This window comes from Methylobacter sp. sgz302048 (assembly GCF_052162025.1).
Lineage (GTDB): Bacteria > Pseudomonadota > Gammaproteobacteria > Methylococcales > Methylomonadaceae > Methylobacter.
The window spans coordinates 2,538,366-2,552,759 of sequence record NZ_CP197401.1 but is presented as its reverse complement, the minus strand read 5'-3'; the positions used below and the strand labels follow the sequence as shown (position 1 = coordinate 2,552,759).

Genomic DNA, 14,394 nt, shown 5'->3' with positions numbered 1-14,394 from the left:
ATTTCAGTCAGGTTTTACGGGTTTCAGGCTTAACCGGATGCCTTCCCGGGCGCGCAGCGTGATGCTCGGGATCAGATCCAGCTTGTAGCCCGGCACAGGGCTGATTTCAAAATGCTGCAGAATGAGCGATAGTACGACCATGCCTTCGTATTTGGCAAAATAACTGCCCACGCACAGGCGCGGCCCGCCGCCGAACGGGAAGAAGGCGTTGGCCGGCAGGTGCGCGGTCTCGCCGTTCAGCCACCGCTCCGGCCTGAAGGCGTCCGGCGCCTGCCACCAGCGCGGGTCACGGTGGATCACCCAGGCCGGCGCCAGCAACTGATCGCCTTTTTTGACTGCAAAGCCGCCTATTTCCATATCATTTTCAGCCTCTCTGGCAACGACATAGGCGGGCGGGTACAGGCGCATGGCTTCATTCAGGACCGCATCCAGACGTTGCAGCGCGGGCATGTCATCCATATCGGCATGGCGGCCGCCGAGTTTTTCCAGCAATTCCTGCCGCAATTCATCCTGAAAATCCGGTCTATGCGCCAACAGCCATAAAGAATAACTCAGCATTAATGCCGTGGTCTCATGGCCCGCCAGAATAGCGGTCAGCACATGATCGCGCAGTTGTTTGTCGGTGAGGCGCTCGCTTTTTTCATCGCCGGCGGTCAGCAGGCGATACAACAGATCATTATCGGGTTCGGTTTCTCGGCGTCTGGCTATGGCCTGATAGACAATACCCTCCAGTTCGCGCATTGCCTGCTGGCGCCGTTTTCTGCCAGGGGTACTGATAGCTTTGGGCAACAAGCGCCGCCAGCTGCTGGTATCCAGATAAAATTCATACATGTACTCATCCAGCGCTTTAGCAACGATAGTCCTGTCCACCGGAATTTTTGAACCGAATACCGTGCTGATCAGAATATCAAGCGTCAGACTCAACATGGAGGCGCTGATGTTAAGGTCATGGGCGGAAGGCGTTACCGTAGCCATCCAGTCCTGCGTGATTCTGGCCATCGTACTGATAAACCCTTCGATAACGCGCGGCGCGAATGCAGGCGAAATGAGACGGCGGTGTTTTTTCCACTCAGGGCCATTATTGGTTAACAGGCCATCGCCCATGATGTCCGATATGGAACCCGTCGTGGCGTCTTTGCGGGGCAGATTGAGTACCGCGCTGACATGCGCCGGATGGAAAAATTGAATGGCGCGCATGCCGGGCAGCGGCAGAGGCACTATATCTCCCCATCTGTTTTTGGAATGCAAAAAACCATTCAAAGGATTATTTATAAAACCAAACATTTCCGTAAGATAACTCACAGAGTTCCTTTGTACGGAACGCACATTGGGGGTATTCATAATCAATTCCTTAACATGACGGGAAAATAAAGGCAGGTTTCAAATCGAATCCTAAATTAAAAGGGAGAGCGCCTGATCATCATCGAATGATTACCAGGCGCCAGGGTAAGCGCTTAAAATTAGATTCAGGTGAATCTAGTTGCCGTTTTTATCAGAGAAAGTCAGCACATTGCGCACGTTGTACTGTAATGTCTGGCCCTCGTCGGTTAAAGTGGGCTGGCTGAAACCGCCGGAGACGCCTATTCCAAAGGTTTCACTTCCCAGTTCGCACATGATAGGGAACGTGATGATGCCTGGAATGTTTGGACCAGCCGGTATCATAGGCTCCTTCGACCGGTAGGACATGGTGATTTCCCGTTTCTTTTCGCAGTGCTTGCCATGATTCTTCTCACATTGATCAGTCAGGATGTTGTAGTTGCCGTCAACAAAGAATGTACCGGGCGGCACAAAATGGCCGGCCAGATGGCCGCCTAAAACTTTGCCGTTAGGATCGATCACGCGCGCTTCCCAGCCGCCATCGCGTACTTCCCAGCCGGAGGATGGTATTTTCTCGCCGGAAATGACATAAGCGCGATAATGGGAAGCTCTCTCGACCCGGTAAGGGTGAAACCAGATGCCTGGGTCGTTCTCGGCATCGATGCCAAACTGCTCTTTGAAAAAGGCCAGCGCTTTTTGGCGGACCTCTTCAACTTCAGCATCGGTACGGTGCATGATGTTGTATTGAAAATCCCAGGCCACTTCTTCGGGTTCAGGGCCCGCTTCACTGAGAGGAATAGAACCGTTTGCCATAAAAAGCATCATGGATTTGAAGTTGTCAGGCAATATGCCTTTCTTGGGTTCTGCATTGATGGAATCGGCTTGGGCCGCATTAATATTGAAAGCCAATGCCGCAATGCCCAGGATAATTTTTGTGCGTGTAAATTTTTTCATTTTTATCCATTATCGATTTGAGTTAATAACAGTATTTCCTTTAGGTAAAGAACATTAAATAAAATTACCCTATCAAATTTTCGCTCCTTGTTGACGCCTGAAAATTAGTACGAAAATTTACTTTAGATTTCCTCAGACATCGTTTATTTAATTATCTTTAAATAAAGGAATTTATTGTTTTAATTATGCCCAATACTGTATTGGGCAAGTGACATTAATTTTATATATAAATATTTTTATTATTTACCTGATAGTTAATGGTTGAGCTTATTTAAAATTTTTATAATTATCAATTATTTATGCTTATTGAGGCTCTGTCTTGGGCTTGCGCTGCATTTTTCAGATCGCCATAAGCCGCAGAATTAAAATAATTTTTCCGATTATATGCGTTGAGTGATTCTATGGTTTTCTTCGGCTTCTTCTTGATAATCAATGCATATGATAACTACAGATGATTCATGTGCAATGCGAATATGTATATGCATGCTTCATAAGCCTTACAAACTATTATGGGGCCAATCCGGCTTTCAGAACGGCTATGGTTCTGATGCTTCGACAAGACAAGCCATGCAACCCCAACCGACACCATTCAAATTACCCATGTGATCGAGTTCCGTTGAACATCGAACTTTGTAGATAGTATGGAGAAATGGATCGTTGGAATCTGTGAAAAATTACACAGGCAATATGTGATTTATTTACATGAACAGAACCGATTCCGTTGCATTAATGAACTGATGAGATGGATTTCACCATATTTCCTTGCTTGATAATGCGTCAAATAGCAGAGATGGGGCAAAGAGAGGGATTTTCATTAATGAGCTTTCTATGATCAAACGTCGAATTGCAAGCTCGCAAGCCTGGCGTAAAGCCCGCTCTGTTTGCGTAAATCTTCCGGCGCGCCGATTTCGACGATACGCCCCTGGTCCATCACAATGATGCGGCTGACCTTTTTTACCGTGGCTAACCGGTGGGCGATGATCAGGGTTGTGCGGCCCTGCATGGCAGCATTTAATCCCTCTTGCACAAGAATTTCGGATTCCGCATCCAGGGCGCTGGTGGCTTCGTCGAGCAGCAACAGCGGCGCATTTTTTAAAATCGCGCGGGCGATGGCGATGCGCTGGCGCTGGCCGCCGGACAAGCGCGTGCCGCGCTCGCCCAGAAATGTCTGATAGCCTTCCGGCAGGCGATGGATGAATTCTTCCACCTGCGCAGAACGGGCGGCGGCCATGACTTCATCGTCACTGGCCGTGGGGCGGCCATAGCGGATATTCTCCAGGGCGTTGGCCGAGAAGATGACCGGGTCTTGCGGCACGATGGCAATTTTGTCCCGTAAGTCATGCAAGGAAATCTGACGGATATCCTGCCCGTTGAAGCGAATGGCGCCGTCTGTTGCCTCGTAAAAACGCAATAACAGCTGGAACAGGGTGGACTTGCCGGCGCCGGAAGGGCCGACCAGCGCGACGCTTTCGCCGGCGGCAATATCGAGCGTGATGTTGTCAAGCGCAGCCACCTGCAGGCGCGATGGGTAATGGAAGGTGACATTTTCGAATTGAATTTCTGCTTTATCGGGCTGCGGCAGCGGTTGACGCGGATAGGCATCGACAATGGCGGGCTTGGCATGGAGCAGTTCCAGCAAGCGTCCGGTTGCGCCGGCCGCCCGCATGATATCGCCCCATACTTCTGCCAAAGTGCCTGATCCGCCCGCCACCAAAGCCGCATACAGGATGAAAGAAGCCAATTGACCGCCTGTCATGAGGCCTGTTTGCACCTGATTCACGCCGATCCATAACACGAAGATAATGACGCCCATGACCGCCATGATAATGAGCGCCGTCAGCAGCGCCCGCACGCGGGTACGCCGGATAGCCGTCATGAAGCTGACTTCCGCCCGGTCTGCGAAGCGGCGGGTTTCCTGTCGTTCCTGGGTATAGGCCTGAACTGTCGGTACCGCGTTGAGGATCTCGCCGGCTAGCGCCGAGGCGTCGGCGATTTTGTCCTGAGCTTCGCGCGAGAGCTTTTTCACCCGACGGCCGATGACCAGGATAGGCAGCATCAGCAAGGCCATCAGGCCCAGATTCAGCGAGAACAGATAAAAACTGGTCACCGCCAGCATGACCATGCCGCCGGTCAGTTGGAACAGGCTTCGCAAGCCCATCGAAACAGAGCTGCCGACCACAGTCTGGATCAGGGTGGTGTCGCCGGTCAGGCGCGACAGCACTTCGCCGGTTTGCAAAGTCTCGAAAAACTGCGGGGTCTGCGTCAGCACGCGCGCATACACGGCACTGCGCAAATCCGCCGTGACCCGCTCACCCAGCCAGCTTACCATGTAATAACGCGTCGAGATTGTCACTGCCCACAGGCTCGCCAGTCCGAACAGAACCGCGAAGCGTCCGTTCAGGCTTAGCGAGTTTAACAGTCCGGTGCCGGCATTCTGTCGCTGCCCGAAGCCAACATCGATCAGGTCGCGAAACGCCAGCGGAACCAGCAGGATCGTGGCCGAGCCCAGGCACAGCAGAATAAACGCCAGGGCCATCCGTCCCTGGTAAGGCTGGAGAAACGGCCACAGCCCCCTCAGGGAAGACAGGTGTCGGGTGGAGTCAGGCTGGATTGATTTCGAGCTAAAGGGTCCCGGTCGTGTTTTGGATGCTGTGTGTTTCATCTTCTCATTTTAAAGCATAAGCACGAAAAACTATTCGGGTAAAAGTATTGGCATTCTGTCGCAAGGCTGTAAAGAACGGGATGCCTGCGAGCTTCAGCAGCAATGATTGCAAGCAATGAATCGAGTTCGTGCTTCATCGTCTCTTCATAACTATATACTTGGTGTGGCCGGGGCTGGAGGGTTTGGTTCGGGTACGTAGATATTGGCCACAACCTGTCCATGGTCTGTCACGTGGACCGGTTTTTTATCCATTGACGTTTTGTCATCGATAACGTGGTCGTTATATAAGCGGACATCAATTATCCGGCCTATTTTCCTGGCGTTCAGGTCGGCGAAATGATTGCTGGCAAATAGGTTGTCAAGGCTTTCATAATGTCCGTTGTGAATGTAGGTATAATGAAAATTTTCAATGCTTTTGCGTGCCTGGATGTCCTTGCAGTTTTGGAAGACGTGCTGCCATTTTTTTACTCTTTCCTCTCTCGGAAGCTTATGGAAAGGGTCTTCGCCAATGATGGCCTGATTGGTCACGGCGGTGTCGTTATCGTTTAAATCGCCTAAAATAAAAATCGGTTTTGTCTCGTCTTGATCGATTTCAGCTGACAAAATTTGTCTGACGCCGCAGGATTCAATTGCCCTTCTGATTAGAGAACGCACATTGCCTTTTGCCAGTTCAGGATAAGTCGCTGTATCACGGTCAATGCCGTCAGGCAATAGAGGTCTTTTTGATTTTAAGTGCAGGACAACCACTAAAAACAGGAGATTTTCATTGATTTTGATTTCTGCCTTTAAAACGCCTCTTGAAAACCTTTTCAAAGGGATATTGACCGGGGTGCTGTCCAAAGGCTCAGTCATCTTCTTGTCATCGAAGAAATCAAAAACGAACGGCAAATCCTCAATCACCTCCGTTTTAACAATAGGGAATCTGCTTACAATAGCATTCACAGGATTTTTGCCTGTAGGATTAGCTACATAGAGAGGCCAGTTTTCCATGTGGGTTCCTGTTAAACAATCCCTGAGCGCCTGTTCCTCAAAGATTTCCTGAAAGCCGATAATGTCGGCATTCATTCTCAAAAGCTGATTTCTTATCCAGTCTGTTTTCTTCCGGTATTGAGCCTGGCTGTAATGAGGGTGGGAGTCCTCATAAATTGGCTTATCTGCTGTGACAAGGTTTTCTGCATTGAACGTAGCAATCGAGATTTTCATTTTATTGCTCACTGTTTATGGTCAATTGATGTTTTTTCTTGATTACTTATTTCTGACTGGGCAAAAAAAGCGGCTGGCTGTCCGGGTAGATTAATTGTTTACGTACCCATCGTGTTATCAGCGCTCTTACCGCTCTCAATTCTGACAGTGGCAGTTTTACAAATAGCCTCTATCAGATTAAGCGGGAATTTAGATATTTTAATTGCAGTATATATGGCGTTTATGCGGGTCTGCCATAAGACGAGCTGCTTTATTCGAGAAAGTGCGGTTCGGCCGCGAATTGTGTAAAAACTCATGACTGAGCCCGTCAGCGATAGAGAATGCCTCGTTAGAAAGGGAACATTTGGCCTTCGCCTGAACAAAGTGAATTGACCGGCAGCTTACATTAGAGCACTGCTAAATACTAATATGCGTTACTACTTAGGTAGTTGTACGAAGTTGTGATGTTAGGCAAAAACTAGGAATATGATGACCAACAGCAAGAAGCAGTAACCCTTGGGTAGCGTACTCAAAATACATTAAGCAGAGTGGGTTTCCTATCAACGTTCATGTATTTAAGTCGTAACCGATGGATATATCTAACAGTAAAAATTAATTGGGAAGGCGATCCCAAAATCAAGATTTAAGTCGTAGTTGCATGTATTTTGCAAAAAGTATGTGGAACGAAAGCAATTGAGGATTATTAGAGAGACTAGGAGTTTATACATACTTATTCGATATGTATCTTGAGCAATGTTCCATGTCATTATTCCTGAACATCTGGATTTAAGAGGAATAAATTATTTAAACTTTGCTCAGACAGCTAGCATGGGGATGAAAATGAAGAAGAGCGAAGATTTATTTGTAGAGTCAGCGCCATTTCCCGACCCAATCGATAATCCAGCCCTTTATCAGGCTAATTTCGATGAATTTTTTTACGATGCTAATTTTATAGAGCAGCTGCGCCTTGAGAAGCAGCGGGCGCAACGGTCTAAATCCACATTGTCAATTCTATTGCTGACGCTTGATAAAGAGATTGACGATCAATTCGTTAATATGAACAAGGTTTTAGATATTGTTCGGGAAAAAATACGAAATACTGATATTTGCGGCTTTGTCAATCATAAAACCATAGGCGTGCTCCTGCCCGATACGGACGAGCGAGGCGCTAAAGAACTCTGCGACAAGCTGCTTTATGAAAATAAAAATCCACAATTTTTTTCTACCGTATCAACTTATCCTGACCATATATTTGAGAGCCTGGCAAAAAACGGAAGCATCCACCCAAGCTCTTTCCCTTTCGAGCTGGAGAAAGCAACAGGCACTTTATGGTTTAAATTCTTGTTAAAAAGAGGTATCGATATCGTAGGCTCGATTACAGGCATGCTCATTTTTATGCCTGTCATGTTAATTACGGCACTAGCCATTAAAGCCACTTCCCCGGGACCTGTCATTTTCAGGCAGACGCGCTTGGGCAAGCAAGGAAAGCCTTTTACATTCTATAAATTTCGATCCATGCATGTGAATATGGATGATCAAATACATCGTGAATATGTCCGAAGTCTGATCAACGGTGATCATGAAAAAGTGAATCAGGGCGATGTGGAAAAACCGTTTTTTAAAATTAAATCCGATCCCAGGATCACTAAGGTCGGAAAATTTATCCGAAAAACCAGTGTTGATGAATTGCCGCAGTTTTTTAATGTGTTCAGGGGCGATATGAGCCTAGTAGGGCCGAGGCCGCCACTTGCTTATGAGGCTGAGAAATACCAGGCCTGGCACCTGAGGCGAATATTGGAAATGAAGCCTGGAATCACTGGACTCTGGCAGGTGCAAGGGCGGAGCAAGACAGGATGGGATGATACGGTGAGGCTCGATATTCGGTATATCCGGAATTGGTCTCTAATACTCGATCTAAAGATTTTATTAAGAACCGTCAAGGTAGTCTTAAAGTGCAGAGGTGCCGTGTAATGTAAAGCCACTAGAATCGATTCAGGGCTTTAAGCCAAATACTTGGGAAAGACGTAATAGTGTATTGACTCGCTAACAAACTTGTTATGCGCATTAGCTTGTCTGTAAGAGTATATCGGCAAAATATTTAGATGGCCTAACTCATGGTTGTCTTGTTTGATTAACTTAATCTCTATGAGAGCGTGCGGGTTAAGAGGTTAAACATAATCAACAACACCTGACAGTTCTCATCTTTAAGTTATTTTCAGTAGATAGACAGGCTAACTTAGAGGAAAAAGAATGATTAAAGAGAATGTAGTTTTAGGCGAGGGGGTTGCTATATATCACCCCGAGCTTGTAAATCTCTACGGTTGTACGATTGGAGAAGATACCAAGATCGGTACATTCGTTGAGATACAAAAAGGCGCTTCCGTGGGAGCCCACTGCAAAATATCCAGCCACACGTTTATTTGCGAAGGTGTCGACATCGAAGACGGTGTTTTCATAGGCCATGGCGTTATGTTCACCAATGATGTGTATCCAAGCGCTGTTAACTCGAATGGCGGCCTGCAGACTGAGGAGGATTGGCAGGTAGTCAAAACCCATATTAAGACTCGGGCGTCGATCGGCAGCAATGCAACCATTCTTTGCGGCATCACGATAGGCGAGGGCGCCCTGATTGGCGCTGGCGCCGTGGTAACCCGCGATGTGCCTGATTATGCGATCGTCACCGGCGTTCCTGCCCGAGTTGTCGGGGATATACGGGTGCGAGATAAAGGCGACGCGGCGGCGACCAGTCTGGTCTAGGCCATGACCATGGGGATTATGACAGCCGCTATAAACAATTACTGCATCTCGGCATTGAAAAGTGCCTGGCTGCTCTTCCCTGAGAGGTACAAGTTAAAAATATAAGATTAAGGCTGTTTGCGAATCACAGGCTTTATCAGTGATTCAATGATTTGTTGGTGCTGAGCAAATTGGTCAGCTTTTAGCAATACCGAAAGCAATGCAATTATTTCCATCCAACAAGGAGAGCAGGCATGTTAAGAATAGGTATTATCGGTTACGGTTACTGGGGGCCCAATCTGGTGAGAAATTTCGCCGAAACACCGGGGCTTGCAGTGGCCGGCGTAGCAGACCTGGATCAGAAAAGACTCGAAACCGTTCAAAAACGCTATCCGGGCGTCAAAACCACAACTCGTTTTCAGGACCTGCTTGAGGACCTATCCATCGATGCCATTGCGGTAGCGACTCCAGTCAGTACCCATTTCGAACTGGGGATGGCCGCTCTGAAGGCCGGCAAGCATTTATGGCTAGAAAAGCCTATGACAGAGTCATCGTTGCAGGCACGCAAGCTGGTCGACGAAGCCGAGATGCGGAAGCGCGTGTTGATCGTTGATCATACGTTTATCTACACGGGAGCAATCCGCAAGATGGCGGAAATCATACAGAGAGAAGATCTTGGCGACGTTTATTACTACGATTCGACCCGGATCAATCTCGGCTTGTTTCAGCGCGACGTCAACGTAATCTCCGACCTGGCCGTGCATGACTTTTCCATTCTTGATTATTTACTCGGAGAACAGCCGGTGGAAGTGTCGGTCGCCGGAACCAATCACTTTCCAGGTACGCCGGAGAATCTGGCCTACATCTCGCTGTTTTATAATTCAGGGATGATCGCGCACAGCAACGTAAGCTGGCTGGCGCCGGTGAAGGTGCGTCAGATCCTGCTCGGAGGTAGCAAGAAGATGATCGCTTACGATGATCTTGAGCCGAGTGAAAAGATCAAGGTTTACGACAAGGGCGTCAGCTTCACTGATGACCCTCAAAAAATCTACCAAATGCGGGTCGGCTATCGCACCGGAGACATGTGGGCGCCACAGTTAGACACAACAGAGGCCTTACTCGTCGAAGGAGGGCATTTCGTCGACTGCATCGAAAACGGCAAAGTACCACTGACTGACGGCACTTTGGGCTTGCGCGTGGTGGAATTAATTGAAGCGGCGACCCGCTCGATGAACGAGCGCGGCCGAGCCGTCAAGATCAACGGAACGCCCATGTGGCAAGGAAGGGTAGTAGCATGATTCCATTTGTCGACCTTAAAGCCCAGTATGCCGGGATTAAGGATGAAGTCAACGCCGCCATTCAGGGGGTATTGGAAACCAACCAGTTTACCCTGGGAAGCGAAGTGGCAGCGTTTGAAGAGGAGTTCTCCGCCTTTTGTCAGGCTCAATACGGGATCGGCGTGAACACCGGAACCAGCGCTTTGCACCTTTCCCTTCTCGCGGCCGGGATTGGTCCCGGCGACGAGGTGATAACCGTCCCATTCACATTCGTGGCGACTGTGGCGGCCATTCACTATACCGGCGCCAAGCCCGTGTTTGTGGACATCGATCCGCGTACCTTTACGATAGATGTGAATGCGATCGAAAGCGCAATCACCGACAGGACCAAAGCTATCATTCCCGTGCACCTGTATGGTCATCCGGCGGACATGGACCCCATTCTGAACATTGCCAGGCAACACGGCCTGATCGTGATTGAGGATGCCTGTCAAGCCCACGGCAGTGAATACAAGGGGCGGCGCGTAGGCAGTCTAGGCGATATGGGTTGCTTCAGTTTTTACCCCGGCAAAAATCTCGGCGCTTATGGGGAAGGCGGCATGGTGGTTACCAATAACACCGAATATACCCGTACCATCCGAATGCTCCGCGATTGGGGCGCCGAGCAGAAATACCAGCATGTCCTCAAGGGGTACAACTTCCGCCTGGAAGGCATTCAGGGCGCAGTGCTCAGAGTCAAGCTGCGCCATTTGCATAACTGGACCGAGGCAAGACGGCAAGTTGCTTCCTATTATGACGAGTTCTTATCCGGCAGCGGCGTACCAACGCCTGAGGCAATGCCTTATGCGCGGCATGTCTACCATATCTATGCGATTCGCACCCGGCAGCGAAGTGAATGGCAGCAGGCACTGCAAGCCAAAGGGATTCAGACTGGAATCCATTATCCCATTCCCGTGCATCTTCTGCCGGCCTACGCCGACCTGGGCTATACGAGAGGGGATTTTCCTCATGCAGAACGGGCAGCCGATGAAGTGCTTTCCCTTCCTATGTTCGCCGAGTTAAGACAAGCGCAGTGCGAGGAAGTTTGTGAAGCCATAGCAGAGATGCTCTCGGATCAGGTGGCGTCTGTCGAACTTTGATTGAGCATTAAAAATCTGCGATCACGAAGCTAAAGAAGAGAATAATGATACTTATCAAGAAAGCTTTTAATCAATACGTGCCAGCTAAGCTTCAGCAACCGCTCAGACGGTTCTTCATCAGGCCGCTGAAAGGGATTATCCGTCTCGTTATAAAAGATATCTGGCTGCCGATTTATCGAATTGAGCAATCCGGATTAACGGCAATCCTGATTGGTCACCAGGCGTGCGATTCCTATTTAATAAACTTGATATATGGTGAATACCTTAAGCCTATAAGAATCGGCACTGTGCCGATCTGGAGTCTGAGCCGGGTGATGCGGCATTGGCAAGAGAAAGCGGATGTCATTATTTTTCGGCACAGAAGATTCCGGCCTCAAGGCGCATTTGCCCGCCGCATGCTGATCATGCCGTACTATGTCGCGCAATCCATTGATCTTCCCCCCCCGGATGCCGACTTGCTGGCCTTCTTCTATAACTCTACAACCCGGCGCGATCTGAAGAGAATCCGAGACTCTGAATTTAAATATGAAATCACCCAAGACCCGGCACAACTGGATTTCTTTTATCACCAGATGCTCCGGCCATTTATCCAGTATCGACACCGCGACGCCGCTGATATTCTTCCATGGGACGCCTTCAGGCTGGCTTATGAAAAAATGGAATTGCTGCTGATTCACAAGGCGGGCCTGCCAGTAGCCGGCAACCTGAATTTACAAACCAACGATTGTTATACTTTGCATGTGCTTGGCGTTCTCAATGCCGACAAGGAGTTGCTCAAGGCAGGCACTATCGCAGCCTGCTATTGGTTTTCGATAGCCGAGGCGCACCGCCGCGGCTGCGCCACAGTGAGCATGCAATGCGCGCGCCCTTTCCTTAAAGACGGCGTTCTGGTTTACAAGAAGAAGTGGCGCGGCCGAATTGTCGCGGATCACAGAGAACATGAACTGTGGCTTCTGCCCTGCGGCAACCGTCCGCCAATGCACCGCTTCCTGGAAGAGAATCCGTTTATCTGTGAACAGGACGACCGGCTAGTGAGCCTGATTTTTCTCGGATCCCACACGGTCCTGAGCGACAAGGAACTATCCAGTTACTTGAGAGACTGCCATTTCCAGGGCGACCGACTGTCGACCTGGGTCGTGCTGCTGGATAGCGAATGGGCGGCGCGGACGGAAACAATCAAAAATATAATGCGCGAACTTCCGCAGCCCAGCCACATACTGGACCTGTCCCATGGCTCTCTGGCCGAACTTCCGGAACTGATCAGCAATTGGCAAGACCTGCGCCATGGCTCCTCGAGTGAGTTTCCGGAACTGGCCTATTCAAGATCATGATCAATATGAGAGAGGTTAAAAACAGAAAGCTAATTCTTCGATTGCTCAATGAACCGATTGAAGATTGTGGCGGAACCCCGACAAAGATCAGAAGAAACTTAATAACAAGGGAGATATAAAATGGAAGCGAATAAACTGAGTATGCTGAAATTTATCAAAAAAAGTTTTAATCAATATGTGCCGGCCTCGCTGCAACAGCCGCTCAAACGGTTCTTCATTTGGCCACTCAGTAGATCCATAACTTTCCTTAGGGATTTGTGGTTGCCGATTTATCGGATTGAGCGGTCCGGGTTAACGGTAATTCTGATTGGTCACGAAGCATGCGATCCTTTTAGTGATAAGGTATGCGACCCTTACATCATGCATTTACTCTATGCTGAATACCTTGACCCTCTAAGAATTGGCACTGTTCCGCTTTGGAGCCTGAATCGGGTGATGCGACGCTGGGAAAAGAAGGCAGATCTGATCATTTTTCGGCACAGAAGATTCCGGCCTCGAGGCGCAGCTGCTCGCCGCATGCTGATCATGCCGTACCATGTTGAGCAGATCATTGAACTTCCGCCCCCGGATGTCGACTTGCTGGCCTTCTTAATTAATTCTACAACCCGGCGCGATTTGAAAAAGATCAGAGATGCTGAGTTCCAATATGAAATCACCCAAGACCCGGCACAACTGGATTTCTTTTATCACCAGATGTACCGACCGTTCGTTCAGGACCGGCACCGCGGATCCGCTAGAATCATTCCATGGGAGGTATTCCGTCGAATTTATGAAAAAGGTGAATTAATGCTGATTCGCAAGGCGGGCTTAGCAGTGGCCGGCAACTTGATTTCACAAACTGGCGATTGTTTATACAACAATCTGTTCGGCGTCTTGCATGCCGACAGAGAATTATTCAATGCGGGAAGCATTGCAGCCATCTATTGGTTTGCGATGGTCGAGGCACGCCGCCGCGGCTGCGCCACGGTGAGCATGCAATGCGCGCGCCCTTTCCTTAAAGACGGCGTTCTGGTTTACAAGAAGAAGTGGGGCAGCCGAATTGTCGCGGATCATATAGATCGCGAATTTTGGCTTCTGCCCTGCGGCAACCGTCCGCCAATGCACCGCTTCCTGGAAGAGAATCCGTTTATCTGTGAACAGGACGACCGGCTAGTGAGCCTGATTTTTCTTGGATCCCACACGGTCCTGAGCGACAAGGAACTATCCAGTTACTTAAGAGGCTGCCATTTTCAGGGCGACCGACTGTCGACCTGGGTCGTGCTGCTGGATAGCGAATGGGCGGCGCGGACGGAAACAATCAAAAATATAATGCGCGAACTTCCGCAGCCCAGCCACATACTGGACCTGTCCCATGGCTCTCTGGCCGAACTTCCGGAACTGATCAGCAATTGGCAAGACCTGCGCCATGGCTCCTCAACTGAGTTTCCGGAACTGGCCTATTCATGATGAAGATCAGCATGAGGGCGATCCAAGACAAGAAGTTAATTTTTCGATTGCTCAATGAACCGATTGAAGATTGTGGAGGACTTTTCGAAAGGGTAGAAGGAAAAAGCTGGTGACGAGGGAAACATAAAATGAAAGCTCAAAAATTGACTATTGGGACTAATTTCTCACCCGTTTTGTATCCATTTCTGTCGAATGTCGGGCCAGGTTCGCCTACGCTTAGAAGGTCTTTTGCCGGTAATCGGACCCGGTTTTCTTAGAAGGAGCGTTAATTATTGACGTTATGGACAACAACTATGATTCCCACGCTGCATAATTAAGCGGCGGGATCAGGGGCGGCATGTGGACGAATA

The 14,394-nt window shown here is 49.1% G+C and carries 10 protein-coding genes; 6 read left to right on the top strand and 4 right to left on the bottom strand.

Annotated features, from left to right (window positions below):
• Positions 1-3: 3 nt before the first annotated feature.
• The 4 genes from ACTNE6_RS11580 to ACTNE6_RS11565 all read right to left on the bottom strand — a co-directional run bounded on the left by ACTNE6_RS11580 (position 4) and on the right by ACTNE6_RS11565 (position 6,136).
• Positions 4-1,284: a cytochrome P450 gene (locus tag ACTNE6_RS11580; RefSeq protein WP_442499695.1), complete on the bottom strand. Its 1,281-nt coding sequence runs from the start codon at positions 1,282-1,284 to the stop codon at positions 4-6.
• A gap of 192 nt (positions 1,285-1,476) precedes the next feature.
• Positions 1,477-2,271, bottom strand: a complete 795-nt coding sequence (locus ACTNE6_RS11575) for a hypothetical protein (protein WP_442496813.1) — start codon at positions 2,269-2,271, stop codon at positions 1,477-1,479.
• Between the two features lie 832 nt (positions 2,272-3,103).
• On the bottom strand, positions 3,104-4,933 hold the full coding sequence (locus ACTNE6_RS11570) for an ABC transporter transmembrane domain-containing protein (protein WP_442496812.1): 1,830 nt from the start codon (positions 4,931-4,933) through the stop codon (positions 3,104-3,106).
• Between the two features lie 150 nt (positions 4,934-5,083).
• Positions 5,084-6,136 (bottom strand): endonuclease/exonuclease/phosphatase family protein, encoded by a 1,053-nt coding sequence (locus ACTNE6_RS11565; RefSeq protein WP_442496811.1) that lies wholly within the window; start codon positions 6,134-6,136, stop codon positions 5,084-5,086.
• Positions 6,137-6,955: 819 nt separating this feature from the next.
• On the opposite strand from ACTNE6_RS11565, the gene ACTNE6_RS11560 reads away from it, so the two are divergent.
• The 6 genes from ACTNE6_RS11560 to ACTNE6_RS11535 all read left to right on the top strand — a co-directional run bounded on the left by ACTNE6_RS11560 (position 6,956) and on the right by ACTNE6_RS11535 (position 14,044).
• Complete coding sequence (locus ACTNE6_RS11560) at positions 6,956-8,086, top strand: sugar transferase (protein ID WP_442496810.1); 1,131 nt, start codon at positions 6,956-6,958, stop codon at positions 8,084-8,086.
• Positions 8,087-8,365: 279 nt separating this feature from the next.
• Positions 8,366-8,872 carry an acyltransferase gene (locus ACTNE6_RS11555; protein ID WP_194972036.1) on the top strand — a complete coding sequence of 169 codons (507 nt, stop codon included), beginning with the start codon at positions 8,366-8,368 and terminating at the stop codon, positions 8,870-8,872.
• A gap of 233 nt (positions 8,873-9,105) precedes the next feature.
• The gene (locus ACTNE6_RS11550) at positions 9,106-10,149 is read left to right on the top strand and encodes a Gfo/Idh/MocA family protein (protein WP_194972037.1); all 1,044 of its coding nucleotides are present in this window, start codon (positions 9,106-9,108) and stop codon (positions 10,147-10,149) included.
• Positions 10,146-11,267, top strand: coding sequence for a DegT/DnrJ/EryC1/StrS family aminotransferase (locus tag ACTNE6_RS11545; protein WP_442496809.1), 1,122 nt, complete (start codon positions 10,146-10,148; stop codon positions 11,265-11,267). The genes ACTNE6_RS11550 and ACTNE6_RS11545 overlap by 4 nt, the downstream gene beginning before the upstream one ends.
• Positions 11,268-11,311: 44 nt before the next feature.
• Positions 11,312-12,598, top strand: a complete 1,287-nt coding sequence (locus tag ACTNE6_RS11540; RefSeq protein WP_442496808.1) for a GNAT family N-acetyltransferase — start codon at positions 11,312-11,314, stop codon at positions 12,596-12,598.
• A 525-nt stretch (positions 12,599-13,123) separates the two neighbouring features.
• Positions 13,124-14,044, top strand: coding sequence for a hypothetical protein (locus tag ACTNE6_RS11535; RefSeq protein ID WP_442496807.1), 921 nt, complete (start codon positions 13,124-13,126; stop codon positions 14,042-14,044).
• Positions 14,045-14,394: the final 350 nt, after the last annotated feature.